Annotated in this window: 25 protein-coding genes; 16 read left to right on the plus strand and 9 right to left on the minus strand. The window is 21.7% G+C overall.

The window, feature by feature from the left end; translation table 11 throughout:
* Positions 1-28: 28 nt before the first annotated feature.
* Positions 29-1,123 carry a hypothetical protein gene (locus tag ACTTA6_RS07395; RefSeq protein ID WP_440680398.1) on the minus strand — a complete coding sequence of 365 codons (1,095 nt, stop codon included), beginning with the start codon at positions 1,121-1,123 and terminating at the stop codon, positions 29-31.
* 74 nt (positions 1,124-1,197) lie between these two features.
* On the opposite strand from ACTTA6_RS07395, the gene ACTTA6_RS07400 reads away from it, so the two are divergent.
* Positions 1,198-2,328 carry a hypothetical protein gene (locus ACTTA6_RS07400; protein ID WP_440680399.1) on the plus strand — a complete coding sequence of 377 codons (1,131 nt, stop codon included), beginning with the start codon at positions 1,198-1,200 and terminating at the stop codon, positions 2,326-2,328.
* Here ACTTA6_RS07400 and ACTTA6_RS07405 read toward each other — a convergent pair.
* Genes ACTTA6_RS07405 through ACTTA6_RS07415 form a run of 3 tightly spaced genes read right to left on the minus strand, consistent with a single transcriptional unit; the run spans position 2,325 to position 4,872 of the window.
* Entirely contained in the window at positions 2,325-2,972 is a 648-nt protein-coding gene (locus ACTTA6_RS07405; protein ID WP_440614709.1) for a class I SAM-dependent methyltransferase, read from the minus strand. The two genes, ACTTA6_RS07400 and ACTTA6_RS07405, sit on opposite strands and share 4 nt — an antisense overlap.
* A gap of 53 nt (positions 2,973-3,025) precedes the next feature.
* Positions 3,026-4,630, minus strand: a complete 1,605-nt coding sequence (locus tag ACTTA6_RS07410; protein ID WP_440614710.1) for a hypothetical protein — start codon at positions 4,628-4,630, stop codon at positions 3,026-3,028.
* The gene (locus ACTTA6_RS07415) at positions 4,630-4,872 is read right to left on the minus strand and encodes a hypothetical protein (RefSeq protein WP_440614711.1); all 243 of its coding nucleotides are present in this window, start codon (positions 4,870-4,872) and stop codon (positions 4,630-4,632) included. Before ACTTA6_RS07415 ends, ACTTA6_RS07410 begins: the two co-directional genes overlap by 1 nt.
* A gap of 87 nt (positions 4,873-4,959) precedes the next feature.
* Here ACTTA6_RS07415 and ACTTA6_RS07420 point away from each other — a divergent pair, with 87 nt between their 5' ends.
* Genes ACTTA6_RS07420 through ACTTA6_RS07455 form a run of 8 tightly spaced genes read left to right on the plus strand, consistent with a single transcriptional unit; the run spans position 4,960 to position 13,520 of the window.
* Positions 4,960-7,290 (plus strand): PEP-utilizing enzyme, encoded by a 2,331-nt coding sequence (locus ACTTA6_RS07420; RefSeq protein ID WP_440614712.1) that lies wholly within the window; start codon positions 4,960-4,962, stop codon positions 7,288-7,290.
* Positions 7,287-7,883: a glutamine amidotransferase-related protein gene (locus ACTTA6_RS07425; RefSeq protein ID WP_440614713.1), complete on the plus strand. Its 597-nt coding sequence runs from the start codon at positions 7,287-7,289 to the stop codon at positions 7,881-7,883. Before ACTTA6_RS07420 ends, ACTTA6_RS07425 begins: the two co-directional genes overlap by 4 nt.
* Positions 7,883-8,602, plus strand: a complete 720-nt coding sequence (locus ACTTA6_RS07430; RefSeq protein ID WP_440614714.1) for an NTP transferase domain-containing protein — start codon at positions 7,883-7,885, stop codon at positions 8,600-8,602. The genes ACTTA6_RS07425 and ACTTA6_RS07430 overlap by 1 nt, the downstream gene beginning before the upstream one ends.
* Positions 8,603-8,604: 2 nt before the next feature.
* Positions 8,605-9,711: a hypothetical protein gene (locus ACTTA6_RS07435; RefSeq protein WP_440614715.1), complete on the plus strand. Its 1,107-nt coding sequence runs from the start codon at positions 8,605-8,607 to the stop codon at positions 9,709-9,711.
* A 52-nt stretch (positions 9,712-9,763) separates the two neighbouring features.
* Positions 9,764-10,666, plus strand: a complete 903-nt coding sequence (locus ACTTA6_RS07440; protein WP_440680400.1) for a polysaccharide deacetylase family protein — start codon at positions 9,764-9,766, stop codon at positions 10,664-10,666.
* Entirely contained in the window at positions 10,653-11,648 is a 996-nt protein-coding gene (locus ACTTA6_RS07445; protein WP_440680401.1) for a hypothetical protein, read from the plus strand. The genes ACTTA6_RS07440 and ACTTA6_RS07445 overlap by 14 nt, the downstream gene beginning before the upstream one ends.
* The gene (locus tag ACTTA6_RS07450) at positions 11,645-13,303 is read left to right on the plus strand and encodes an HAD-IIIC family phosphatase (RefSeq protein ID WP_440680402.1); all 1,659 of its coding nucleotides are present in this window, start codon (positions 11,645-11,647) and stop codon (positions 13,301-13,303) included. Before ACTTA6_RS07445 ends, ACTTA6_RS07450 begins: the two co-directional genes overlap by 4 nt.
* Complete coding sequence (locus tag ACTTA6_RS07455; RefSeq protein WP_440680403.1) at positions 13,296-13,520, plus strand: acyl carrier protein; 225 nt, start codon at positions 13,296-13,298, stop codon at positions 13,518-13,520. Before ACTTA6_RS07450 ends, ACTTA6_RS07455 begins: the two co-directional genes overlap by 8 nt.
* Here ACTTA6_RS07455 and ACTTA6_RS07460 read toward each other — a convergent pair.
* Positions 13,509-14,765, minus strand: coding sequence for a hypothetical protein (locus tag ACTTA6_RS07460; protein WP_440680404.1), 1,257 nt, complete (start codon positions 14,763-14,765; stop codon positions 13,509-13,511). The genes ACTTA6_RS07455 and ACTTA6_RS07460 overlap by 12 nt on opposite strands.
* 244 nt (positions 14,766-15,009) lie before the next feature.
* On the opposite strand from ACTTA6_RS07460, the gene ACTTA6_RS07465 reads away from it, so the two are divergent.
* From ACTTA6_RS07465 to ACTTA6_RS07480, 4 genes are read left to right on the plus strand one after another with little or no spacing between them, the layout of a single operon-like run.
* A complete protein-coding gene (locus tag ACTTA6_RS07465; protein WP_440614707.1) occupies positions 15,010-15,915 on the plus strand; it encodes a hypothetical protein in 906 nt (301 codons plus the stop codon).
* A gap of 1 nt (position 15,916) precedes the next feature.
* The gene (locus ACTTA6_RS07470) at positions 15,917-16,906 is read left to right on the plus strand and encodes an N-acetylneuraminate synthase family protein (RefSeq protein WP_440614706.1); all 990 of its coding nucleotides are present in this window, start codon (positions 15,917-15,919) and stop codon (positions 16,904-16,906) included.
* Positions 16,903-18,069, plus strand: a complete 1,167-nt coding sequence (gene neuC / locus ACTTA6_RS07475; RefSeq protein WP_440614705.1) for a UDP-N-acetylglucosamine 2-epimerase — start codon at positions 16,903-16,905, stop codon at positions 18,067-18,069. Before ACTTA6_RS07470 ends, neuC begins: the two co-directional genes overlap by 4 nt.
* A complete protein-coding gene (locus ACTTA6_RS07480) occupies positions 18,069-18,731 on the plus strand; it encodes an acylneuraminate cytidylyltransferase family protein (protein ID WP_440614704.1) in 663 nt (220 codons plus the stop codon). Before neuC ends, ACTTA6_RS07480 begins: the two co-directional genes overlap by 1 nt.
* Here the strand turns inward: ACTTA6_RS07480 and ACTTA6_RS07485 are convergent, their stop codons facing one another.
* The gene (locus ACTTA6_RS07485) at positions 18,732-19,706 is read right to left on the minus strand and encodes an NAD-dependent epimerase/dehydratase family protein (protein ID WP_440614703.1); all 975 of its coding nucleotides are present in this window, start codon (positions 19,704-19,706) and stop codon (positions 18,732-18,734) included.
* A 47-nt stretch (positions 19,707-19,753) separates the two neighbouring features.
* On the opposite strand from ACTTA6_RS07485, the gene ACTTA6_RS07490 reads away from it, so the two are divergent.
* Positions 19,754-20,920 carry a glycosyltransferase family 4 protein gene (locus ACTTA6_RS07490; protein ID WP_440614702.1) on the plus strand — a complete coding sequence of 389 codons (1,167 nt, stop codon included), beginning with the start codon at positions 19,754-19,756 and terminating at the stop codon, positions 20,918-20,920.
* On the opposite strand, the gene ACTTA6_RS07495 is transcribed toward ACTTA6_RS07490, so the two are convergent.
* The 3 genes from ACTTA6_RS07495 to ACTTA6_RS07505 are packed head-to-tail and all read right to left on the minus strand — an operon-like array spanning position 20,917 to position 24,150.
* A complete protein-coding gene (locus ACTTA6_RS07495) occupies positions 20,917-22,023 on the minus strand; it encodes a DegT/DnrJ/EryC1/StrS family aminotransferase (RefSeq protein ID WP_440614701.1) in 1,107 nt (368 codons plus the stop codon). The two genes, ACTTA6_RS07490 and ACTTA6_RS07495, sit on opposite strands and share 4 nt — an antisense overlap.
* A complete protein-coding gene (locus ACTTA6_RS07500; RefSeq protein ID WP_440614700.1) occupies positions 22,020-22,433 on the minus strand; it encodes a hypothetical protein in 414 nt (137 codons plus the stop codon). Before ACTTA6_RS07500 ends, ACTTA6_RS07495 begins: the two co-directional genes overlap by 4 nt.
* A gap of 4 nt (positions 22,434-22,437) precedes the next feature.
* Positions 22,438-24,150 (minus strand): ATP-binding cassette domain-containing protein, encoded by a 1,713-nt coding sequence (locus tag ACTTA6_RS07505; RefSeq protein ID WP_440614699.1) that lies wholly within the window; start codon positions 24,148-24,150, stop codon positions 22,438-22,440.
* A gap of 100 nt (positions 24,151-24,250) precedes the next feature.
* On the opposite strand from ACTTA6_RS07505, the gene ACTTA6_RS07510 reads away from it, so the two are divergent.
* Together ACTTA6_RS07510 and ACTTA6_RS07515 are read left to right on the plus strand one after the other, a co-directional pair.
* A complete protein-coding gene (locus tag ACTTA6_RS07510) occupies positions 24,251-25,180 on the plus strand; it encodes a GDP-L-fucose synthase family protein (protein ID WP_440680405.1) in 930 nt (309 codons plus the stop codon).
* Complete coding sequence (locus ACTTA6_RS07515) at positions 25,177-25,923, plus strand: glycosyltransferase (protein WP_440680406.1); 747 nt, start codon at positions 25,177-25,179, stop codon at positions 25,921-25,923. Before ACTTA6_RS07510 ends, ACTTA6_RS07515 begins: the two co-directional genes overlap by 4 nt.
* Positions 25,924-25,983 lie beyond the last annotated feature (60 nt).

The following is a 25,983-nucleotide window of genomic DNA, read 5'->3' on the forward strand; positions in this document are numbered from 1 at the left end:
TTATATTCTTAAATTATAAATATTTAACTCATTTCTTAATGATTAAATATTTACTATTTTTGATATTTAAATTTTTATCCTCAAAAAAATTTAATACAATTGATTTAATTTTACAGAATTTTGTCCACTGCAATACACTAGATCCAAATGAAGTTACAAAAAGATTACAAGTTGGTATAACTTTTATTAATGGCTCTTTTATTATCTTAATATTATATTTTTCTATTAAATTTCTATAATCTCTGATTTTTTGTTTTGGGTGCAAAGATACAAGTATATTATAGTTTTTATTGTTATTTATTGCATATTTAATCATTATCTCATTTCTACGCAAATCCTCTTTTTTAGAGGTCATATTATGTTCATACCAATTAGTCATTCCAATAATTAATAATTTTTTATTAAATTGTAATTTATATTTCGTGTATAGAACTTGTTTTTTTAATGTAATTTTTTTTTTATCAATTTTAAGAAATTTACTGACTAATTTTCTTTCATTAACATATCTTACATCCATTTTTTTATAATCCGAGGAGGCAGGCTTGAAAGGATTTTTTGGTAAAATATTTAACTTATCAAAGATTCTTGTAAGATTTTTTTCAAAAAAAGAAATATATTTTTTTGTTTTAGGAACCTTTCTACAAATATTTTTATATTTTTTTAAAAATTTTTTGTCATTTTTTATGATAAACTTTTTATTTTTTAATCTTTCATAAATAAAATATTTTTCGTTATTAAATTTATTATCTAAGTATAATATAATTTTTTTATTGTCATTTTTAAAGAACTTTAAAAAAATTAAATTTAGTGGACCAGACATATCATCTGTAGTTATATAAGTATCAAACTTAGATGATTTATAATAAATATAAGAAATAAATTTTATAAATTTAAAAAAAAAAATTAAGAATACTTTTTTATAGATTTTATCAGCAATTAAAATTTTTTTATGAAAAAATAAATATTCGTTTTCAAATCCCAAAATTTTGAAGCAATATTTTAAAGATAATTTTTTTGTATTTTTTTTGTATCCTATACAAGTATTTATGTCTTTGGATAACTCACTGCTTATAATGTTATTCCATTTTTGATAATTGAAATTTGTGTGAATTAGATTTTTCATCCAGGATATTTTTAAGATTAAGAAATATATTATTTATATATAAATATAATTATTTATAAATAAATATATTAATTATGAAAAAAATTTTAATTGTTTTAAGTAATGAAAATGTTGCTAACCAAATTATTTTATTTTGTAAATCAATAAAAACAAAATGTGAATTTGATGTGATTATTTATGAAAAGAATCAATCAAAATTAGAACTTTTAAATTTAAATAAATTAGCATGTTTGCTGAACCCAAATAAAATTATTTATATTAAAGCATTTCCAGAGGCATCCTATTTTTCTTTTCGATATAATTTCAGATTATTAGGATATAAAAAAAATAAATTTTATTATCAAAAATTAAAAAATATTTTAATCAAAAAAAAAATGAATGCTAGTAACTATAAAATGATACTTTTCTCAAATGAAACAATAAATTCGTATCTTCTTTTTAAAAATACTTCAAAAAAATATTTTTTTGCTCATGCTCCAAATGATATTTTATTAGTTAATAAAAAAAATCTTTGGAGTGAAATTAAAAATAAAATTGAATGTTTAATTAACAATAATATTATGTATAATTTTCAAAAAATAGAAAAAAATTTTAATTTTGTTTCAATTTTTTCAAATTATAGTAAACAAAAAAATATTAATGAAATATTAATTTCGCCCAGTAAATTTAAAATATTTTTTACTAGAAACTCAAAACTTTCTCACAAAATATCAAATAAAAAAATTATTCTAGTTGATTTCACTTTACCTTACAAACATTGGGATGATAAATATGATAATGAAACAATATCAAGATACTTAATTTACTTTTTTAATAATTGCTTGAATAAAATACTTATTGATAAAAAATATTTATATTTAATTAAGTTTAAAAATAGAATTCCAATTAATATCCAAAAAAAAATTTTAAAAAAAATAATTAAAAAATTTCCAAATTTTCAAATTCAAATATTAGATAATTCTATTAAAAAAAATATTACGATTGAGAAATTGATTATAAATTTAAAAATAATAAAATATTATACTTCATTTTCGACTTCTATGTTTTACTCGAAAATTTTAAATAAAAATCTAGAAATATTTGATTATACAAACGCAGTAATTGAATTTTGGGATAATAATTTGAATTTAATCAAAACTAGAGAAAATTTCGAGAATTTGAAACTTATAAGAAAAGAATATTTTAAATTTGCTAAAAATATTTAGGATCTACACTCTACGAATAAACACTCCCATTCTCTTCCTGGATTATCTTTTAGCAATCTATAATCTTGACCTTCCATTATTTTACATTTTTTGATATCTTTATAACCTATACTTTTTAATTGATGACTTATCATTTGAAAATCCCAAGTCGAAAGATGTCCCCAATTATGAGTTAGATTCCATATTGCATTACACCCATTACCATAATGCTGAAATCCCTTTAAATTTTGATTGTTATAATAAATAATATATCTTTCTAGATCAGGAACAATAATCCTGAAAACTGCTCCGTCTTTTAGTATTCTTTTAACATCTTTTAAAAAGTTAATTGCATCTGATGGATGTAAATGTTCAAGGACATTATCACAAAAAGCACCTTCGAAAGAATTATCTTTGAATGGAAATTTATAACGTAGATCGTGTCCAATATATTTTGCTTTCCAAAATCTTGTTGCATAAAAATCAATATTTTCAAAATTTTCATAAATTTGATTTCCACATCCAATATTAATTAAATTATATTTATTTATTCTTAATTTTGGACTTAATAATCTTCCAAAAAAACTTTTTACTTCAAATTTGATCAAATTTTTAAGGTTATTTTGATATTTTTTGTATCCAAATTTAGTGTTTGTTTCATCCATATTTTATTATACTCACACTTTTAAATCTTTAAATTAAATAAAAAAAATATTTCTTACCTATAAATAGTATTTAAAAAAGGTTCATGAAATTTTTGGTTTATTAAAAAATCATTTATTTCTTTATTTGAACTAATTTTACCCTCAAAAAAATGAATTATTAAATCATGTATAGAAAGCAAATTTATTTTTTGTTGTATATTAAAATTTTCTTGGTCACTCAACACTTTAGATAAAAATATGACAGGGTAAGCTTCTTTATTTTCATCATAACTTCTTTTCCTATCTGGACCAAATCTATACCAATGATCCGAACTTAAAATTATCATTGTTTCGGATTTATTTTTATCCTCAATATTTTGTTCTAAAGTATCGAATATATTTTTTATAACTAGGTCACTTATTTTTAGATTTAAAAAATATTTTTTTAAATGATCTTCCTCTTCTAAATTTAAATCATATTTTGACATTGCATATTGAGCAGGTAAATGAGGCAAGTAAAGATGCATAAATACAAAATTTAAATCTTTTTTGAGAATATCTTTTAAATCGTCATATGTAAAATTTTTATGTCCATCTATAGATTCAGAAAGATTTATATTTTTTTTTAATTTAGCATTAATTACTTTTTCAATATTAATTTTTTTCTTAGAGTCACTGAAAAAGTTTTTTGAATAGTTGGTAAAAGTAAATATTTTATTAATTAAAGAATATTCAAATATAATTCCTCTGTACCATTCGCTTAATTTTTCTTTACAATTTTTTTTTATTATTAAAATTGAGCAATAAGGAATCATAGAAGAAAAGATTTGATATTTAAGTGATAAATCATCTAATTTTTTAAAAATTGTATTTTCATATTTAAACAGATTTTTTTTATTATTACTGTCAACAATAAACATAAATTCATCATTTGAACCAACACCTTTTGGAACTACATTCATGAGAGTTGCTGGCATTGATACAATCGTATTCGGTCCTGGAGGTAAAGCATTAGATGATGATACGGAAGTTTTTGATACACTTTTAAGATTTTCTACTAAATTATTATCAAAAGCATAGTTATAATCATACTCATCAAATACTACCCATAAAATTTTTTTTTTATTTAATTTATTTTCAATAATTTTATTACTAAAATTATTATTAAAGTTTTTATAATTTTCAAAATATCTCGGTGAAAATTCATATACAAAGTAACTGAATACAACAATACCAGTAATTTTAATAAGTCTAAATAATTTTTCATTATGTTTCGAAAAAAAGTACACTAAAAATCCACATACTATGTATGGAAATATTCTTTCTATTATTAAATTTATGTATTCATTATTTATAAATTTTTTAAATGGTAACAAAAACAACTGTCCAAAAGTTGATTTGTTAGAAATTAAAAAATAACTGTTAATTGTTTCTTTTAATAACCAAATAAGAATTATAAATGCTAATAGTTTTTGAATAGTATTATATTTGTATGTAATATTTTTATTAATTAATTTTATAATATAGAAAAAAAAAAGTGAGAAAATTAAAAGGGAAGCTAGCTGAACCACAACAACTTCATAATTAATAAAAATACCTCTAGCTGAGTAAAAATAAAAATTCGATGTTATTAATGCTGATAACGAAAAGATAGATCTGAAGTTTATTTTTGAAAACACTATTTTATCTTATCTTCATCTTTATCTTTATCTTTATCTTTATCTAGTTTCTTTTTTTTAAATTTAGACAAAAAATTTTTTAAAATCCTAATTGGATACCCAAGATAAACAGCCACTACTGCAAAAAAAGCTAATATAGATTGAATTATAAATGCCCCAGTTCCTGGATCAAAGTAAGCAAATGCAGGGTTTGACGAAAAAGTTATAAAACTTAAAATTATAAAAAAAAAGAATTTAATCATATTCCTATAAAGCTTTTTAAGTAGTTAATAATTTATTTTATACACATATCAAGTATAGTATTTAATACCTAATTAAAATACATATAAATGCCTATTAAATTAAAAAATAAAGCTCAAAATTTAGATATATTAAAAAAAATATTTTTTCAAAGTAGGAACATTGTAATTCCTGATTATTTTTATTTTAAAGTTAAAGATTTCACATATAAAAAAGAAAAGTTATTAAATAAAATTTATAAAATTAATAGAGAAAAAGAAATCATTTGTAGATCATCTGCTTTAAATGAGGATCAATCCAATTATTCATTGGCTGGTAAATATGATTCAATAGTTTTAAAAAAAAATATCGAAAAAAATTTAATATTAAAAAAACTTAATTTATTTATAAAGCAATTTGAGAATAAAAAAGATTTAATCATCATACAAGAAAAAATTTCAAATGTAGATTACTCTGGAGTTTTATTTTCTGAGGATATAAATCATAATTCTCCATATTATCTAATTAATTATGATTCTACAGGTAAAACAAACCTCATCACATCAGGTGTTCAAAATCCAGAAGAAAAAAACTTGATTATTTATAAAAATAAAAATTATCCGAAAAATAAATTTTATGATTTAATTAAAGCAACAAAAATTTTAGAGAAAAAAGTTGGAAATAGTAGATTAGACGTAGAATTTGCAATTAAAAAAAATAAAACTTATTTATTTCAGCTGAGACCTTTGCATTCTAAAATAAATAATTCTAAAATAAAATATTCAGTTGAAGATTTTGATAGCTACTTATTAAATATAAAAAAAAAAATAATAAAACTGAAAACAAAAAATCCTATATTACAAGGTAAAACGACTTTCTTTAGTAATATGGCTGATTGGAATCCAGCAGAAATGATAGGTGATAAGCCAAAGCACTTAGCAGTTTCGTTGTATAAAGAATTAATAACTAATGAAGTTTGGGGTGAACAAAGAGAGCTTTACGGTTATCAAAATGTTTACCCAAATATTTTAATGTTTACTTTTGCAGGATCTCCGTACATAGATTTAAGAACAGATTTAAATAGTTTTCTACCCTATGGTTTAGATGAAAAAGAGAAAGAGATTATTATAAATAAATATTTAGACAATATTAAAAAAAAACCCACAATTCATGATAAAATAGAGTTTGAACTAATTGAAACATGTTATTCGTTTAATTCTAGAAAGAGATTATTATCACTATTTAAAAAACAATTAGCAAATAAGTATTTAAAAATAATTAAAAAACAAACAGTAAATATATTAAAAAAAAATTCTATAGAAAAAGAAATAGCAAAATTAAAAATTTTTGAAAATAATTTGAAGAGAATTTCACAAAAAAAAATTAGTGAAATTCAAAAAATTTTTTATTTAACAAAAATATTGAAAAAATTTGGCACCTTACCTTTTTCTGGAATAGCTAGATGTGCGTTTATTTCACAAAGAATTCTATTAGATTTAAAAGAGTTAAATTTAATAAGTGAGAATGAATTTAAAAATTTTTTTTCTTCTATAAAGTCTATCACAACTATATTTAACGACAAACTTAATAGTGTATTTAGAGGTAATATTACTAAGGGCGAGTTTATTAATAGCTATGGTCATTTGAGACCATCAACTTATGACATTAATTCATTAAATTATAATGAAGGATTTTCAAATTATTTCAAAGGTGATTTTAAATACAAGAAAGTAAAAAAATCAAAAATAAAATTTAATAATAACGTAAAATTGAATAAGTTATTTAGTAAAGATCTCAAAGTATCATTTAAGAAATTTAAAAAATTTGCTCAACAATCTATCTTCCAAAGAGAAAATTCTAAATTAATTTTTACAAAGGGTATAAATTTAATTTTTGAATGTTTGATTAGACTTGGAGATGAGGTAAAAATAAATAGAAAAGATTTAGCTTTTCTCGATTTTAACAAAATCTTAAACTACTACTCAAGTCTTGAAATTTTTAAATTACAGAAAACACTTAAAGAAGATATTGAAAAAAATAAATATGAATATGAGATAATGAAAAAAATAAAATTACCTGATATAATTATTGATGAGCAAGATATATATAAATTTCATGAAAATAAAAGTAAACCAAATTTTATTACTTTAAACAAGGTTATTGGTGAAATAATTGTACTTAAGAAAAACAATTTAGACAAAGTTAAAAATAAAATTTTAATTATTAAAAATGCTGACCCAGGTTATGATTTTATTTTTAACCATAATATCAAAGGCCTTATAACTCAATACGGTGGAGCTAATTCACATATGGCAATAAGATGTTTGGAGTATAATATCCCAGCTGCAATCGGGGTGGGAGGCAATATGTATGAAAATATTTTAAAGTCTAAAGAAGTTCTTATTAATTGTGAGAAGAAAGATATAAATGTTTTACGATGAAAAAAATAGTTATAACTCAAAGATTGGATAAAATTGGTCATAATAAAGAACTCAGAGATAATTTAGATGTCAGGTTTTATTCTTTTTTTAAAAAATGTGGTTTAACAATAATTCCCGTATCAAATAATTTAGAAAATTTTAACGTGTTCATGAAACTAATAAAACCCAATGGGATCATTTTATCTCCAGGAGGTGATTCTAAAAAAAAGGATATTAGATTTATTATAGAAAAGAAACTTCTTGAATATTCATTAAAAAAAAATATTCCAATTTTAGGGATTTGTAGAGGAGCTCAATTTATCAATAATTATTTTGGTGGTAAATTGTTAAAAATAAATAATCATGTGAAAAGAAATCACAGAATATATGGGAAAATATCAAATAACCAGATTTTAAAAGTTAACTCCTTTCATGATTTTGCAATTGATAAAAAAAAATTGCACAAAGATCTTGAAGTTTATGCCTACGCAAAAGATAAGTCAGTCGAATGTTTTAAACATAAATCAAAAAAAATTATGGGAATTATGTGGCATCCAGAAAGATATAAATCAATTAAAATGTTTGATAAAAAAATAATTAAAAATTTATTTTAATGGAATTAATTTTGTTAGCTGCAGGTAAGGGCTCAAGAATATTTAATAAAATTAATAAAAATAAATGTTTAATTAAAATTAAAAATCTTACATTAATTGAGAAAATAATCAGAGATTTTCAGTTTCATGAAAATAAAAACAAGAGTTTTGTAGTTGTTGGTTATAGAAAAGAAAATATTAAAAATGCACTAAAAAAATATCAAAATATATCTTTTATTAACAATAATCTCTATGCAACCAGAGAAATGCTTTATTCACTGAAACTTGGACTTATGAAAGCAAATTCAGATGTAATAATTAGTTATACTGATATTTTCTATTCAAAAAATTTATTTTCAAAATTAAGAAAAATAAAAAATAAAAATGAAATCGTTTTACCAATAAATAAAAACTGGAAAAAAACTTGGAGCAAAAGAAAAAAATCTATTTTCGATGATTGTGAAAGTTTAAAGTATGATAAAAATTATTACTTAATAGAAATTGGTAAAAATCTTAAATCATTGAAAGATGCTATGGGACAATTTATGGGAATTATATATATACCAAAGAATAAAATTTCTAAAATGCTAGACCTAATAAATAAATGTAACAAAAATAAGAAAATGCATACAACCAATTTCATAGATTATATAATAAAGAAAAATGAGAAAATTAAATGCTTACCCATTTATTCTAATTGGTATGAATTTGATGATTATGAAGATCTAAAATTTTTTTAAATATGCTGCTTTTAATTAAGAACTTTATTAAATATTTAAATATAAAAAATAAAGATGATCTAATATGTTTTTTTTCAGAGTCACTTTTTTATAAAAATTATTATATTGAGCTAGCAAATAAACTTAAAAATGAAAATAATATTTTAATCCTAACTTCAGATTTAGAAGAATATAAATCATTACAAAGTCAGTTTAGAGTTTTATTTATAGGAAATGGTTTTTTTAGATATCTAATTTTTAATATAATTAAATGTGACTTATTTTTTATGACCTTAACAGATATTGGAAATAATTTATTTAAATCTAAATTTTGTAAAAAATATATCTATTTATTTCATGCAATGGCAAGTACCCATAAAATTTATAAAAATAGTGCATTTGATAATTATGATGTAATTTTTACATTAGGAAATTTTCAAAATGATGAAATAAGGGAAAGGGAAAAGATTTTTAAGTTAAAAAAAAAAGAGCTTTATTGTGTTGGATATTTTTATTTAGATTTTCTTAAACAAAATGTAAATTTTACTTTATCAAACAATAAAACTATTTTATTTGCGCCATCATGGAATTATAATAAAAAAAATCTATTAAATGATCATGGAGCTGAGACTATAAGAGTATTAATAAATCAAGGATTAAAGGTAATCTTCAGACCTCACCCTGAAAGCTATAAATATAATAGAGCAGTTATAAATGAAATAGAAAATGAATTTTCTGGTAAAAATTTTTATCTAGATAGATCGTCTTCAAATATTAAAAGTATGCAGGAATCGGGAAGTCTTCTAACAGATAATTCTGCAATTTCTTTAGAGTTTACATTTACCTTTAATAGACCGAGTTTTTTTTTAGATTATTCTGACAAAATCCATAATAAAGATTTTTCTATGATGAAAAAACCTACAATAGAAAAAATTTTTCAAAAAGAATTGGGAATTACTTTCAAAATAGATGAAGTTGAAAAGATTAAAAAAAACATTGAAAATTTTTACAATCACAAAAATGATAATTCAATGAAAATAAAAAATTTTTTGAATAAATATTATGTGAATGTAGAAAAAACTGTTGATGAAGCTTATAAATTAATCAAAAATTTAAAAAAGAATAACTAATTTACTTACTTAGATTATGGTCAGAACTAAATTACATAATGTATATATAATAATGTATCATTATATAAAAGAAAAAAAAAATAATGATTTTCCAAATTTAAATTATTTGGAATTTAAGGAGTTCAGAAGACAAATAAATTTTTTTAAAAAAAAATTTAATATTTTAGATAACAACCAGTTTTGTGAGATATTATATTCAAAAAAAATACCAAAAAAAAAATCCGTTTTATTAACATTTGATGATGGATATTACGATCATTACAACTACGTATATCCAGAATTAGTTAGAAATAAAATTTCAGGTTTATTTTATCCAACAGTTGAAACTATAGAGAATAATGTTCTATTAGATGTAAATAAAATTCAACTTATTTTAGAAAAAGAAAAAAATAGAGATAAGTTATTGGAAAATATTTTTAAATTGATACATGATTTAAAAAATAAAAAAAAAATTATTTCAAACATTTCAAAAATAAAACTTGAAAGTAGATGGGATGATAAAAAAACAGTTTTGATAAAGAGATTATTGCAATATTATTTGCCAAAAAATATTAGAAATCTAATATTAGAAAAACTTTATAATGAAATCGTAAGTATTGATGAAGAAATATTATCTAAAACTTTTTATATAAATAAAAAACATATACAAGAAATGCATTCAAATGGAATGACTTTTGGTGGTCATGGACATAAGCATTTTTGGCTAGGTAAGCTTAATAGTGTTGATCAAGAAAAAGATATAAAAAAAACTATAAATTTTTTTAAAAAATTAAAAATTTATAATAATAATTTTTCTTTTTGTTATCCTTATGGATCCTTTAATAATCACACTATAAAGATCTTAAAAAAATTTAAAGTTAGTTTTGCATTAACTACGAATAAAAATTCACTTACAAAAAGAAATCTTAAAGAAAGATTTGTAATACCAAGATTTGATACAAATGACTTTAAATAATAAAATTAGATTTATTAAATCTAATGAAGCAAATTTGTTACAAGATTTTATAAAAAAGAATTATACTTCTAATCATATTTTATCATCAAATAAGAAGGTATTAAATTTTTATTATAACTTCCAAAATAAGAAAAAAATCAATTTCTTAGGTTATTTTAATAAAAATAAATTAAGCGCTTTGATGGGTCTAATTTCATCAAAAAATTGGGATCCATCAACTGATAGTATTATTTTTATTGCTTTAATTGTAAAGGCAAAATCCTTTAAAGAAGATATATCCTTTAAATTTATTTCTTATATATTTAACAAATTAAAACCTAAATTTTTAGGTTGCATTGGTTTTAATTCTAAAGTTTTTAAAATATTTAGCCAGATTGGTTTATGTGAAAGAATGGAGCATTATTATATTTTAAATAATAAAATTAAACCTAAAATTTCAAAAAATTTATTGATATCTCAATCAAAACCAATAGATAATGTTAAAATTAAAATAACAAGTTATTTAAAAGAAATTCCACAAAATAAAATTTTTCAATCTAAATCAAAAAATTATTTTAATAATAAATATTTTTTTAATCCATTTTATAGATATTATTTTTTAAATGTTTATAGAAATCAAAAATTAATTTTTTTTTTAGTGGTTAGAAAGATTAAAATTATTAAATATAATACTTTCATATTCAGAATTGTAGATATTTATGGACAAGATTTTGACGTAAATATTTCATACTTAATAGAAAAATTTTTATATAAGAATAAAGCCGAATATATTGATTTTATGAATTATGGAATTAAAAGTAGAACGTTAAAATTAATGGGTTTTCAAAAAAAAAAAAATTCACAACTAATACCAAACTATTTTGAACCATTTATAAGAAAAAATGAAAATCTTGATCTATGTGTTTTATTTAGTGACTCAAAAAATAAGAAAGTTATTATTAATAAAGGAGATGGAGATCAAGATAGACCTAATAAAATATGAAAAAAACTCTAATATCTTCTACCTCGTTTCTTAATGATTCAAATGATTGTTGGAAATATTTAAAAAAAAAATACAAATTAAATTTTTCTCCGTTTGGAAAAGTTTTTTATATAGATAAAAAATATTCTACTCAAATAAATCTTATTTTTTTACCTGATATTTTAGAATATTTTAATAATACAAACACAGTTTCAAAAGAACATAAAATAAAGATAAACTCATTTATAAAATTAATATTAAATTTAATTAAAAATAAAGAAACTAATTATATAGTTGGAATTTCAGATTTCTTGTTCGAAGATACTATACCTAATTTAAGAATTAAAAATACTAATTCAGATTTGAAAATTTATTTTTTAAATGAGTTATATAAACTCTCTAGAAATTTTAAAAATTTATTTATTTTTGATTTAGATAAAATATTTTCATATTCTGGACTAAAAAATTGTTTTAGTCACCGTAATTATTATTTAATGAATAGTAGGTTATCTTCTGATGGCTTAAATATATTATCAAAACATATAGATAAAATTATAATGAATATTAATTCAACTAATAAAAAAGTATTAATTCTTGATTGTGATAATACTATCTGGGGTGGTGTTTTAGGTGAAGATGGTTTTAGCAAAATTCAAATAGGACAAGATGGAGTAGGTAGAGCGTTCAGAGATTTTCAAAAGGTAATTAAATTAATTAAAAATAGGGGAATATTAATAGTTTTAGCAAGTAAAAATGAAAAAAAAGATGTTCTTGAGGTTTTAAAGAAACACAAAGGTATGATTTTAAGAGACGAAGATATTACTAGTTATAAAGTAAACTGGCATGAAAAATCAAAAAATATAAATGATTTATCTCAGGAATTAATGTTAGGTCTTGATAGTTTTGTGTTTTGGGATGATAATCCAATTGAGAGAGAAAAAGTTCGAAAAAAATTACCAAAAATTGACGTAATTGAACCAGAAGAGGATGTATCAGAATGGCCTAAGCAGTTAAGTGAATACATAGGTTTTTTAAAACATTCTAATGTAAAAGAAGATAATAAAAAAACACAACAGTACAAACAAAGAGATAATTTTTTAGAAAAAAAAAAATTATTTGACGATGAGATCAATTACTTAAAGAGTATAAATGTTAAACTAAAAATTGAAAAACTTAATGACTCAAATATTGATAGAGCAGTTCAGTTAACAAATAAAACAAATCAATTTAATTTAACTACCAAAAGATATAATCATTCTGATATTATTAATATTAGTAAGAATAGTGATGTTTTTTTAGCGAAATTAAAAGATATATATGGTGACCATGGAATTATATCTCTTATCATAGTTAAAAAGTTTAATAATTATGCTTATATTGATACTTTCTTGCTAAGTTGTAGGATATTGGGCAGGTATGTAGAGAACCATTTATTAAATTTTTTAAAAAAGTATTCAATTAAAAAAAAATTAAATGGATTACTTATTCAATTTATTAAAACTAAAAAAAATACTCCTGGTTTAAATTTTCTAAATTCAATAAAAACATTAAAAAAACTAAATAAAAAGGAAAAAGAAATGCTCGATAACAAAAAAAGTATTCTAAGTCTTAATAAATCTTCTTTTTATATTTTAAAAAACAAAAGTAAAATAATTAATTCTGAAATATATGATTAAAAAAAAATTAGAAAAAATCTTTAAAAAAAATTTTAAAAAAGCTAAGTTAAAAAAAAATTTTGATAAAATGACAATGCTAAATACCCCTGGTTGGGACTCAATTGGCCATGTAAATTTTTTATTGAACATTGAAAAAGAATTTAAAGTTAAATTTACTACTAATGATTTTTTCAAATTGAACGAAATTTCAAAAATAATAAAAAAATTAAAGAAATAAAATTTTTCTTTGAAAATTTTTATTTTTGTTTAAAAGTTTAGTAAAACTAGGTAATTTATTATTTATAATTGATAAATTATGTTTTGTATTAACTTCAGGTATTTTTAAAATATTAATTTTAATATTATCTTTTTTTAATTTTTTTAAATTTTTTTCTGCAATAAGCTTTGACTTAGAATAATGAGATTTAATCTTTTCAGAATATATTGAAGCTGGATAAAAAAATTTAATTATTTTCTTTGGATAAAATTTTAAAATTTTTAATGGTAAATCGTTATAAAAAAATTTAAATTTTTTAAAATTTTCTTGTGTATTATTTTTAATATTAATTCTTGGTGTAGCCATATAAAAAATTCTTATTATTGGAAATTTATTTAAAATTTTCTTTAGTTTCATTTCATCTTTTTCTACATTTATTTTAAATAATTTCGTATTTTTATTTTTAATTTTTATTTTATTCCTATAAAAAGTTGCTAAGATCTTTATTTTTTTGTTCAACTCAAAAATTTTTAAAAGTTCGTTGCCAATTCCGCTACTAGCACCAATGATCAATATCGGTTCGTTAATTTTTTTTATTTTATTTTTAAAAACTTTACTAATTTCTTCATTTTTTACTACGAGTCTTGGTCTTTCCAAGCTTAAAAAATTAATTTCGTAATTTTTATAAGTTAATTTATTTTCTATTATAGGAAATCTCTTATTTTTTTTCGATAGTATAAAAATCTCTCTATTAATATTTTTACTTTCGTAATTAAAATTTATATTAATACTATTTAATAAAGAATACTTACCAGGATAAATCATTCCTACATATCTTGATACAATATTAAGAATATCACATAAATTATCAAAATGGTTATTTTTACTGTTTGATGAATGTTTAATAATTTTTTTCTTAGAATAATTTAAAAATTTTCCTGCTGAGATATTTTTAGATTTTAGACTAAATTCAATAAGACCTGCGTTTTTTTGAAAAATAACATTTTTTCGTATATTTATATAAGTATTTTCATTATAGACGAAAAAATTTTTAAAATTAAAGTTTAAATTAAAATTTTTCTTATTTTTTAAAATTTTATTGATTTTTAAAAGTTTTAAAGACTTTATTATAATTAATGTTCCATGACAAATTTCTGATCCAAAAGATGAATTATATCCCACTAAACTATTTAGGTGAATACTGTTAAAATCACCACTTTTTTTAGCGTAATCTAAACCATCTTTTTTTGTTAATCTAAATTTCATGGTATTATTAATAAGTTAATTTTTTTAATTATTATAAAGTTTATTAAATTTAAATACTAAAAAAATTTTAAAAAAGTTAACTTATTTTATATGAATGTTTATAGTTTTTCTTGAAATCATTATTTTGCTATAAATATTATAGAAGTTTTTTTTATAATTTATAAACGTAATAATTAAATAATTTATGCATATAATTTAAGGATGAAATTTTTACAAAAACATTATAATTGTTATCGTTCTTATTATGATAATAAATTTAGTAGAAAAAAAAATTACTACACCTATTTTAGTTTTATGCTTCGATAGACCAGAATTTTTAAGCAAGTTATTTAAAATATTTAAAAAATGCGAGATTAGTAAAATTTATATTTCTCAAGATGGATATAAAGGAGATGACAAATTGTTAATTAAAAGGCATAAAAAAGTCAGAGAAATCATAAAGAAATTTAATTATGCTAACAAAATCAAAACCAATTTCTTTAATCAAAATCTTGGTAAACAAATTGCTCCACCAAAAGGCATAGACTGGTTCTTTAATCATGTTGATAAAGGCATTATTCTTGAAGATGACACCATACCAAGTAAAACATTCTTCAATTTTTGCGAAACATTACTTAAAATTCATAAAAAAGATAAAAATATTTTTCAGATTTGTGGTACTGGAACTTTATCTAATGAGTTTGGTAAAATTACTTATCAATCATCTTTACCTTGGATTCATGGATGGGCCACATGGAAGGATCGATGGAAAAATTATAATTATAAATTAAATAATGTTAAGAAATTAAAAAAAAATAAAAACTTTTCAAAAAATGTACCCACGTTCTTAGCTAAGCTTTATTGGCTAAGTTTATTTAAAGAATTTAATGAAGGTAAACACAAAACCTGGGATTATACAATCGCTTATGATTGCTTAACTAAAAATTTAAAATGTATTAAACCAAGTATAAATATGATTACAAATATTGGTTATAAAAACAAAAATCATCTTGCTAATCGAAAAAGATATGAAATGATGTCATTTCAACATTTAAAAAATAAAAAAAATGATTATATCAATGAGAAAACTAACGAAGCTTGGATATATTATAACTTATCAATAAGATATAGATTATCTCTTTTAATAAAATATATTTTTAAAATCATCTAAATTGAAAAAAAAATATAAAATCATCGCAGAATTAGGCTCAGTTCATGATGGTAATCTTAATTTAGCTAAAAAGTTAATAAAAAAAGCCTCAGAATCTGGTGCTGATATTGTAAAATTTCAAATGCATATTGCAGAAGAAGAAACCTTAGAGGACGCTCCATCACCAGATTATTTTAAAACCGAAACTAGATTTAATTATTTTAAAAGAACTGCATTTAATTTTAAAGAATGGATAGAGTTAAAAAAAATTTGTAAATACCATAAAGTGAAATTTTTGTGTTCCCCATTTAGTGAAAAAGCAGTAGATATTCTTGAGAGAATTAAAGTTGATAGTTATAAAGTACCATCTGGAGAACTTACAAATCTTCCACTTTTAGAGAAACTAAAAAAAACTAATAAACATATTTACTTATCTACAGGAATGAGTGATTGGAGAGAAATTACAGTTGCAACAAAATTATTAAAAAAAAATTATACATTATTGCAATGCTCATCAATATATCCATGCCCTTTAGAGCAGGTAGGTTTAAACGTTTTGTTTGAAATGCAAAGAAAATATGATTGTGATGTAGGTTTTTCTGATCATACATTGGGATTTTCAGCACCTTTTGCTGCTGCAGCTAATGGTGCATCTGTAATTGAAAAGCATTTTACTTTATCAAGAAATATGTATGGAAGTGATGCAAAAAATTCCATGGAACCAAAAGAATTTTCTTTTTTATCAAAAACAATAAAGGAAATTTGGAAAATTGTTAAAAATCCAGTAAATAAAAATAACATCAAAAAATATAAAAAAATGAAGATTATTTTTGAGAAAGGGATAGTCGCATCTTATGATCTCTCAAAAAATACGGTATTAACAAAAAAAAATATTAATTTCAAAAAACCAGCAGATGGAATAAGAGCTTTTGATTATAAAAAAATATTAGGAAAAAAATTAAAAAGAAATATTAAAGCTAATCATAAAATAAAACTTAAAGATCTTAAATGAAATTAAAAAAAATTTGTTTTGTAATATTTTCTTCAGCTAACTATAATAGTGTGAGGTCGGTAATAGCTGAATGTAAAAAAAGTAAAAGATTTAATTTACAAATTATTGTGGGTGCATCGGCAACACAAGATAAGTTTGGAGACGTGTATAATCGAATTTTAAGAGATGGATTTAAAGTTAATTTTAAAATTGAAAATCAATTTTCTAGCTCTGAATTAAAATCAATGGTCAAAACTACCGGGTTAGGTTTGATTGAGTTGTCTGAATGTTTTTCAAAATTAAAACCTGATATTGTTTTTACTGTTGGTGATAGACACGAAACTATATCAACAGCAATTGCAGCTAGCTATATGAATATACTAGTTGCACATACGATGGGTGGTGAGGTAACAGGGACTATTGATGAAAACGTCAGGCACGCAATTACAAAACTTTCCCATATACATTTTGTTTCAAATAAAGATTCTATGAACCGAGTCATAAAATTAGGAGAGCTTAAAAAGTATGTTTTTAATGTTGGTTGTCCAAGGAATGATTTAGTTAAAAAAATTATATCTAAAAAAAATTTTGTCAATGAATTTAAATTCATCTCTAAAAGTGGTGTTGGTGACATTGATTATATTAGTCAATTAGATGATTATTTTGTAATACTTTATCATCCTGTAACAACAGATATTGATGTAAATAAAATAGCTATGCAAAATATTTTAAAGGCAACACAAAAGTTTAATATAAAAAATATTATTATTTGGCCAAATTCTGATGCTGGATCAGATGAAATTTCAAAACAAATAAGGATTTTTAGAGAAAAAGGATTACTTAAAAATTTCAAAATATTAAAAAACTTACCGATAGAGTATTACATTCCACTTATAAAAAATAGCAAATGTCTTGTTGGAAATTCTTCTTCAGCAATTAGAGACGGTGCATTTATTGGTGTTCCAGCTGTTAATGTTGGTCAAAGACAAAATAATAGGCTTAGATCAAAAAATGTAATTCAATCTTCTAATGAATTGAAAGAAATACAAAAAAAAATTAAATTACAGTATGGAAAAAAATTTAAATCATCAAAATTATATGGATCAGGTAATACTGGTAAAAATGTTGTAAGAATATTGAAACAATTAAAAAAATTTAGTACTCAAAAAAATATTACCTACTAATGTTTCTTGCAATAATACCAGCTAGATCAGGTTCTAAAAGATTAAAGAATAAAAATTTATTACATATAAATAATAAACCATTAATTTATTACACTATTAAGGAGGCATTAAAATCAAAATTTATTTGTGAGACTATAGTTTTAACAGATAGCGAAGTAATTAAAAAAAAATCTTTAAAATTTGGAGCTAAAGTTCCATTTTTAAGACCAAAAAAAATTTCGTTAGATAAAACACCTATGTTGGAAACAGTTCAATATGCTTTAAATAAATTAAATATTTATAAAAATAAAAATTATCGATATATTGTTTTATTACAAGTAACATCACCTCTTAGGAATTATAAAGATATAGATGGTTGTTGTAAAAAAATTTTAAACAATCCAAAGGCAGACTCTCTTGTTACTACTTACGAAATTGAAGAATCTCATCATCCTTCAAAGATAATGTTTCAAAAAAAAAATAAATATTTAGAGAGATTAAAATTTATTAACCGTAAATCTTTTTTTGTTAGAAATGGTCCTGCAGTAGTTATTACCAAAAAATCAAAAACTAAAAAATATTTATTAGGTGGAAAGATAACAAACTATGTTATGCCGTATGAGAGATCAATTGATATTAATTTCAAAAAAGATTTAGAGATAGCTAGATCACTATTGAAATAATTATTGAATTTTATGGTACTTTTTATACCATTCAATTGTGTTATTAAACCCAATGTCAAAGTGAGTAAACTTTAATTTACCTAATGTTTGGATCAACTTGTTGTTTGATCCATAGGATTTTAGTATATCACCTTTTTGAAAAGCTCTTTTTAAAATTTTTGATTTTCCAACTTTATTTTTAAAAATTTTTACTAAGTATAATAAAGAAATAGGATTAGAACCACATATGTTAAAAATCTCATGACTTTTAGTTTTTTTTTGATTTACTGTTAATTTCAAAATAATTTCGATTACATCATCTATATATGTAAAATCTCTCATATGTTTTCCATAATTATTTAAATAAAAAATTTTGTTTTTGAAAAATGACTCAATTAACTTATTAATTACCAAATCAGGTCTTCCCCAGGGACCAAAGACAGTAAAAAACCTTAATCCAATTGTTTTGATTCCATAATACCTAGAATAAATTTGAGCCATTTCTTCATTTGTTTTTTTACTAAAACCATAAAAATTTTTTGGCTTTAGACCAAAATATTCCTTAACTGGGAATTTTTTACTATCACCATAAACAGAACTAGATGAAGCATAAAAAATTGTTTTAACCCCACTTATTCTTGATAGTTCTAATATATTGAAGAATCCCATACAGTTTGAATCCATGTATTTTTTTGGATTTTTTATCGAGAATTGCACACCTGCTTGAGCTGCAAAATTATATACTAAATCAATTTTATTTTTTAGAAAAATTTTTTTTAGTAAATTATAGTTTCTAATATCAATTTTTTTAAATTGAAAATTTTTATTTGCTCTTAGTAATTTAAGTCTATTTTTTTTAAGATTTACATCATAATAATCATCAATAGTGTCAAGCCCAATTACACATAAGTTTTTATCAGTAAGCAGTCTACGTGAAAGGCTGAAACCAATAAAACCACAACATCCTGTAATGATTATGTTTTTTTTTCTGTTCATTTTAAAATTAGTATATAAATCATTTTTATTGAAGTTGAAGAAAATTAATGAAAAAAATTGGAGTCCTACTTTCATCACCTAGAGAAGTGGGTGGCATATATCAATATTCCTTAAGTGTTATTGAGGCACTTGAGTTATTAAGTAAAAAAAAAAAATTTCACATAAAATATTACTATACTGATAAAATTTGGGAAAAAGAATTACCAACAAAGATTAAAAAAAAATTAATTTATAAAAGTTTATTTAAAAAAATTCTGAGAAAGGTTGTCTATAGTATTGCTCCAAAAAAATTACAATATTTTTTTCTTCAAGAATTTTTGCATGAAGAAGTAAAAATAATTAATGAAAGTGATTGTGATTTAATAATTTTTCCAAGTCAAAATATAACATCTTATCAAGTAAAAAAAAAAACTTTATCAACAATTCATGACTTGATGCATATTTATGAATCTAAGTTCTCAGAATATACCAGAGAAATAATTAAGCAAAGAAATCTACATTATAAAAGGATATGTAAATTTTGTGATGGGATACTTGTAGACTCATCAATGGGAAAAAAGCATGTAGAAGAATGTTATAATGTTGAAAGTAAAAAATTATATATTCTCCCATTTATTGCCCCAAGATATTTAAATAAGATAAAAAAAATAAATATTTTTAAAAAATTTAATTTAAATAAAAAATATTTATTTTATCCAGCTCAATTTTGGGAGCATAAAAATCATATCAATTTAATTAAAGGTTTTAAATATGTTTTAAAAAAAAATCCAAATGTTATGCTTGTTTTTTGTGGTTCAAAAAAAAATTATTATAAAGAAGTTTTAAATTATGTTTTTAAAAATAAACTTGAAAAAAAAATAATTTTTTTAGGAAGAGTATCAGATGATTTAATGTCTTCTCTATATACTAATTCTGTCGGAACAATTTATGCATCCTTATGTGGTCCAACCAACATACCACCTTTAGAGTCAATAAGTTTAGGAACACCATTAGCCTGTTCAAATGCCTATTCCATGAAAAAACAAATGGGAAATTCTGCAATATATTTTAATCCAAAAGATTATAAAAGTATTTCAAGAAAAATTAATTTATTATTAAATAGTAAAAAATTGAGAAAAAAACTTGTAACTAATGGAAAAAAAAAAATTGCTAAGTATAACATTTTACATTTTTCAAATTTATTAGAAAAACATATAAACAAAATTTTAATTTAAAAGCTAAAAAATTTATTTATTGTGTTTGCAACATATTTAATTTCTTCATGACTGATATCAGGACCAGAGGGAATATAAATTCCATTTTTTTCAAGATAATCAGAATTAGGAAATTTCTGTTTTTTATCAATTAAATTTATTTTTTTTAAAATTGGTTGTTTATGCATTCCAACAAAAAAATCTCTAGTCTCAATTTTTTTTGAATCAAGATATTTTACAAGTTTTTTCTTATTATTTTTTTTAACAATTATTCCATAAACCCAATAAATATTTTTAGCATATTCATTTTGGAATGGTAATATTTCTAAATTATTATTTGTTTCAAAGAATTTGTTATATGCTTTTCCTATTTCTCTTTTTCTTTTGATAATTTTTTTCAAGCCTTTAATTTGAGAGTATGCTACAGCAGCTTGTAGATTGCTAAGTCTAAAGTTATATCCTAACTCATTATGTTCAAATCTATTTTTTTTACCGAATGATAAATTTTTTAAATTATCAATTTTTTTTTTTGTCTTTAGACTGTTAGTAGTCACGATACCACCTTCTCCACATGAAATAAATTTATTTGAGTAAAAACTAAAAGTACTAATCTCCCCAAAAGATCCACAAGGCTTGTTTTTATAAGTTTGTCCATGCATTTCAGCAGCATCCTCAACTAATAATAAATTATATTTTTTTTTAATTTTCATAATTTTATCCATATCAGCTGGAAAACCATATGTGTGAACTACCAAAATTGCTTTTGTATTTTTATTAATTTTTTTTTCAATTTCACTTGGTGACATTGACCAATATTTTTTTTCAATATCTACAAAAACAGGTTTAAGCTTATTTCTAATTAATGCTAAAATAGGAGATATTATTGTAAAAGTTGGAACAATAACTTCAGAGCCAGCCTTAATCCCCAAAGATCTAACAGCAATCTCTAAAGCTGTTGTACCATTACTAACACATGAGCTATATTTTCTATTTGTTAAGCTATTAAATTTTTTTTCTAAATTAAAGTTGAATTTGCCATTAGATGAAAACCATTTTTTATTAACACACTCAATTAGGTTTTTTTTTTCTGTTCCAGAAAGTATTGGTTTAAAAACTGGTATCATTTTTTACCTGTTAGTCTATACTTTGATTTTTTAAAGTTATAGGGACCTTGCTTTATTTCCATCATTTCCACATCTTGTAATACCTTAAAACCATGTCCACCATTTAAAATATGAACAATATCGCCTTTATATAAAATTTTACTTTTAATTATTTTTTTTAGTTTTTTTATCTCAAAAAAATTTATTCTTATTTTTCCTTTTTTAATAAATAAAATTTCATTTGTGTCGTATATGATTTTTTTTTGCTTTGGGTGATAATGGGGAACAATAATGTGGTTTTTTTTATAGTTAATATATCCAGATTGCATAGAATTTTTTGGTTCTGTAAAGAAACTAATTCCTGATGCTTTAAATTTTGATCTAATAATTATAGCGAACAATTTTTTTTTATATAAGATTCTTTCAATCATAAATTTATAATTTTTGTATTTTTTGATCAAAAATTTTATACACTTTGTTGCATACGTTTAGTATTGTTTTATTATGAGAGATAATAATAATTGTTAATTTAGGTCTTAAATTAATTATATTATTAAGTAGCTTTTCTTCAGTCTTTTTGTCAAGCCCAGATGTTGCTTCATCTAATATTAATATTTGAGGTTTCTTAAATAGAGCCCTAGCAATACCTAGTCTTTGTATTTGTCCACCACTTAATTTTATACCATTTTCTCCAACCACCGAGTCCCATCCATGTTCTTTTTTATCTACATAATCCAATAAACATACATTTTTTAAATTATTAATCTTTTCATCAATATTTTTTTCATTTTGAAATTTATGAGCGTACAAAATATTGTTTTTGATAGTGTCATCCAGAAGATTTATTCTTTGAGGCACAATTGAAATTATTCTATGTATGTTTTTAATTTGATTATTTGTTAATTCAATTTCGTTTAATTTTGTTTTTCCCTTTTCAGGAGAAAGCAAACCACATAAAATGTCTATAAGCGTAGATTTACCTGAACCAGTCTCTCCAATGATTCCAATAACTTCATTTTCACAGATTTCTAAATTAACATCTTTGAATATTAAATTATTTTTATGTGAAAAAGATATATTTTCCAGTTTTAAAGTTTTAAACGGTTTAATTTTTTCATCTGTATAATTCAAGAATTTTTCTTTATCATTCAATATTATTACTAATTCATCTTTTATATTTCTTAAGGAACTGTGATTTCCTTTTATAGATGAATACGAATTTGCAACAGCTTGAAGTGCAGGAAGCAGCTTATATCCTGCAATTAAATAAATTCCTATCAAAGGTAGGTATATATTAAGTAAGTTATTACTTTTTAAAAAATAAATTAAAAATAACAGAAAAGTGAAAATTAATATTTCAATCAAAAACTTTGGCACGGATGATAAATATTGATTACTTGCAACCGAATATGCAATTTTTTCATTTGATTTCTCAAATAAATTTAAAAAAAATTTTCTAGCTTCAAACATAATAGTCTCTCTCATGTTTCCTAAGCTTTCAGAGATAATTTTATGTCTATAAAAATTGTTTTTACTTATTGTATTACTATTTATACTGAACCTAGTCTTATTTATTGTGAGAATAATAAAATAGCTTACCGTTAAGAAAAATAATACTAAAATTGAAGCAATAAAGTTGAAAAATAAAAGCCCTGAAAACACAAATATTAAAATAATTATTCTTGAATTTATTAGTAGTATTGGAATTAAAATACTATTAACAACTCGAGCATTCTCAAGTGTCATTTTAGAAATTATTTCTGAACTATTTTGGTTTAAATGGTAAGAGTAATCCTTATAAATTATATTACTAAATAATTTATTATTTAATTTAACACCTACCTCTTGACCAAAATTTAATGATTTTTTTGAAACAAAAATATTTAATAAATTAGAAATTATGAATAATAGTGTTATTGATACTATTAAAAACAAAAAAAATTGATCATCATTGATTTCACTAAAATAGCCATTTTGATATTTTTTTATCTCATTACTATCTAGCAGCAATAATATTAAAGGACCAAATGAAAAAATAGATAATAGCTGAATTAAGGAGTTGAATATAATCAAAATTTGAAGGTATATAATTTTTAACTTGAAGAATTTTAAAGAAAAATTAATTAATAATTTTAAATCTTTCAACATAAATAACTTATTATATATATAATGATATATACTTATTTATTAAATACATTATAAATTTTTTTTAAAAAATTTTAATTATGAAGAAAGCAAGCGCAAGTTTATGATTTCTAAAAATTCAAAAATATTTGTTGCAGGACACCGAGGTCTGGTCGGATCGGCAGTTCTAAGGAGGTTAAAAATCTATGGTTTCAAGAATATTTTGACAATAACTAAAAAAAAATTAGATTTAACAGATCAATCAAAAACTTTTAATTTTTTAAAAAAAAATAAGCCTAAAATAATCATTATTTGTTCAGCTAAAGTCGGCGGAATTTTAGCAAATGACACTTACAGAGGTGAGTTTATATATAATAATTTGCAGATTCAAAATAATTTAATCCATGGAGCATATTTAAATAAAATTAAAAATTTAATTTTTCTTGGGTCAAGCTGTGTTTATCCTCGTGATTGTAAACAACCAATAAAAGAGAAATATCTTTTATCGGGCCTATTAGAAAAAACTAATGAACCATATGCAGTAGCTAAAATTGCAGGTATTAAATTATGTGAAAGTTATAATTACCAATATGGGACAAACTATGTTTGTTTAATGCCATCAAACACATTTGGACCAAATGATAACTATGACCTTAAAACTTCTCATTTTATTCCAGCTTTAATAAGGAAAGCACATGAAATAAAAAGAAAAAAAAGTAAAATTTTAAATTTGTGGGGCTCTGGAAAAGTAAAAAGAGAAGTAATCTATGTAGATGATATTGCTGATGCATGTATTTATTTTATGAATAAAAAAACTCAACAAACTTTAATAAATATTGGGTACGGTAAAGATTATACTATAATAGATATCGCAAAAAAAATTCTTAAAGTTGTAGGTGTAAAAGCCCAAATCAAATTTGATAGAACCAAGCCTGATGGAACTCCTCAAAAATTGTTAGATATAAGTAAAGCTAAAAAATATGGCTGGAAGTATAAAACAAAATTAGATGAAGGCCTTATTAAAGCGTACAGATCTTATATTAATTCAAAGTGAAATTTTCTATAATAACTGTTGTAAAAAATAATAAATTTCAAATATTAAGAACTATTAATTCTGTAAAGAAACAACAGTACAAAAATTTTGAATTTATTATTATTGATGGAAAATCAAAAGATGGAACTACCGAAACTATTAAAAAAAAAAATAAATATTTTCCTAAATTAAATCATATAGTTAGGAAAGACAAAAATTTATATGATGGTTTGAATTTTGGTATTAAAATTGCTAAAGGAAAATATATAGTTATTCTACATTCAGGAGATATTTTTTTTTCCAAAGATACTTTGAAAGTTATCAATGAAAATATATCAAGCTATGATGCAATTTCAGGAAATGTATTATTTTCTAAACAGGGAAAGATTTCTAGATATTGGGATTATAGAATAGAAAAATTAAATAAATTTAATTCTTTTAAAGTTGCTCACACTGCTTTAGTTGTAAAAAAAAATGTTATTAAAAAATTAAAGTTTTATAATATTAAATATAATATATCCTCTGATACTGATTTCATTCTACGTATGTCTAAATTAAAAGGAATAAAATATAAAAAAATTGAAAAAAATTTCGTCTTAATGGAGACTGGTGGTTTAAGTAATTCTTATAAAAATTTATTATCAAAAATTTCACAAGATTTAAAAATATATTTTAAAAATTTTAAATTATTTTTTTTATTCATATATTTTTTTAAATTATTTTATAAATTGAATAGTTTAATTAAGTGGAAAATTTCAAAATAAATAAATGAATGTATTTCATATTTTATCACTAAAACGAAGAAAATTTTAATAGTTTAATAT

Source organism: Candidatus Pelagibacter sp. HIMB1636 (genome assembly GCF_052047675.1).
GTDB lineage: Bacteria > Pseudomonadota > Alphaproteobacteria > Pelagibacterales > Pelagibacteraceae > Pelagibacter.

Excerpts from the sequence above, each read along its gene's own strand:
- ACTTA6_RS07455 (WP_440680403.1), top strand. The coding sequence starts at position 13,296 with ATGATTAAAAAAAAATTAGAAAAAATCTTTAAAAAAAATTTTAAAAAA.
- ACTTA6_RS07435 (WP_440614715.1), top strand. The coding sequence starts at position 8,605 with ATGCTGCTTTTAATTAAGAACTTTATTAAATATTTAAATATAAAAAAT.
- ACTTA6_RS07415 (WP_440614711.1), bottom strand. The coding sequence starts at position 4,872 with ATGATTAAATTCTTTTTTTTTATAATTTTAAGTTTTATAACTTTTTCG.
- ACTTA6_RS07425 (WP_440614713.1), top strand. The coding sequence starts at position 7,287 with ATGAAAAAAATAGTTATAACTCAAAGATTGGATAAAATTGGTCATAAT.
- ACTTA6_RS07495 (WP_440614701.1), bottom strand. The coding sequence starts at position 22,023 with ATGATACCAGTTTTTAAACCAATACTTTCTGGAACAGAAAAAAAAAAC.
- ACTTA6_RS07460 (WP_440680404.1), bottom strand. The coding sequence starts at position 14,765 with ATGAAATTTAGATTAACAAAAAAAGATGGTTTAGATTACGCTAAAAAA.
- neuC (WP_440614705.1), top strand. The coding sequence starts at position 16,903 with ATGAAATTAAAAAAAATTTGTTTTGTAATATTTTCTTCAGCTAACTAT.
- ACTTA6_RS07485 (WP_440614703.1), bottom strand. The coding sequence starts at position 19,706 with ATGAACAGAAAAAAAAACATAATCATTACAGGATGTTGTGGTTTTATT.
- ACTTA6_RS07395 (WP_440680398.1), bottom strand. The coding sequence starts at position 1,123 with ATGAAAAATCTAATTCACACAAATTTCAATTATCAAAAATGGAATAAC.
- ACTTA6_RS07510 (WP_440680405.1), top strand. The coding sequence starts at position 24,251 with ATGATTTCTAAAAATTCAAAAATATTTGTTGCAGGACACCGAGGTCTG.
- ACTTA6_RS07480 (WP_440614704.1), top strand. The coding sequence starts at position 18,069 with ATGTTTCTTGCAATAATACCAGCTAGATCAGGTTCTAAAAGATTAAAG.
- ACTTA6_RS07445 (WP_440680401.1), top strand. The coding sequence starts at position 10,653 with ATGACTTTAAATAATAAAATTAGATTTATTAAATCTAATGAAGCAAAT.
- ACTTA6_RS07420 (WP_440614712.1), top strand. The coding sequence starts at position 4,960 with ATGCCTATTAAATTAAAAAATAAAGCTCAAAATTTAGATATATTAAAA.
- ACTTA6_RS07490 (WP_440614702.1), top strand. The coding sequence starts at position 19,754 with ATGAAAAAAATTGGAGTCCTACTTTCATCACCTAGAGAAGTGGGTGGC.
- ACTTA6_RS07500 (WP_440614700.1), bottom strand. The coding sequence starts at position 22,433 with ATGATTGAAAGAATCTTATATAAAAAAAAATTGTTCGCTATAATTATT.
- ACTTA6_RS07405 (WP_440614709.1), bottom strand. The coding sequence starts at position 2,972 with ATGGATGAAACAAACACTAAATTTGGATACAAAAAATATCAAAATAAC.
- ACTTA6_RS07400 (WP_440680399.1), top strand. The coding sequence starts at position 1,198 with ATGAAAAAAATTTTAATTGTTTTAAGTAATGAAAATGTTGCTAACCAA.
- ACTTA6_RS07450 (WP_440680402.1), top strand. The coding sequence starts at position 11,645 with ATGAAAAAAACTCTAATATCTTCTACCTCGTTTCTTAATGATTCAAAT.
- ACTTA6_RS07440 (WP_440680400.1), top strand. The coding sequence starts at position 9,764 with ATGTATCATTATATAAAAGAAAAAAAAAATAATGATTTTCCAAATTTA.
- ACTTA6_RS07430 (WP_440614714.1), top strand. The coding sequence starts at position 7,883 with ATGGAATTAATTTTGTTAGCTGCAGGTAAGGGCTCAAGAATATTTAAT.
- ACTTA6_RS07505 (WP_440614699.1), bottom strand. The coding sequence starts at position 24,150 with ATGTTGAAAGATTTAAAATTATTAATTAATTTTTCTTTAAAATTCTTC.
- ACTTA6_RS07465 (WP_440614707.1), top strand. The coding sequence starts at position 15,010 with ATGATAATAAATTTAGTAGAAAAAAAAATTACTACACCTATTTTAGTT.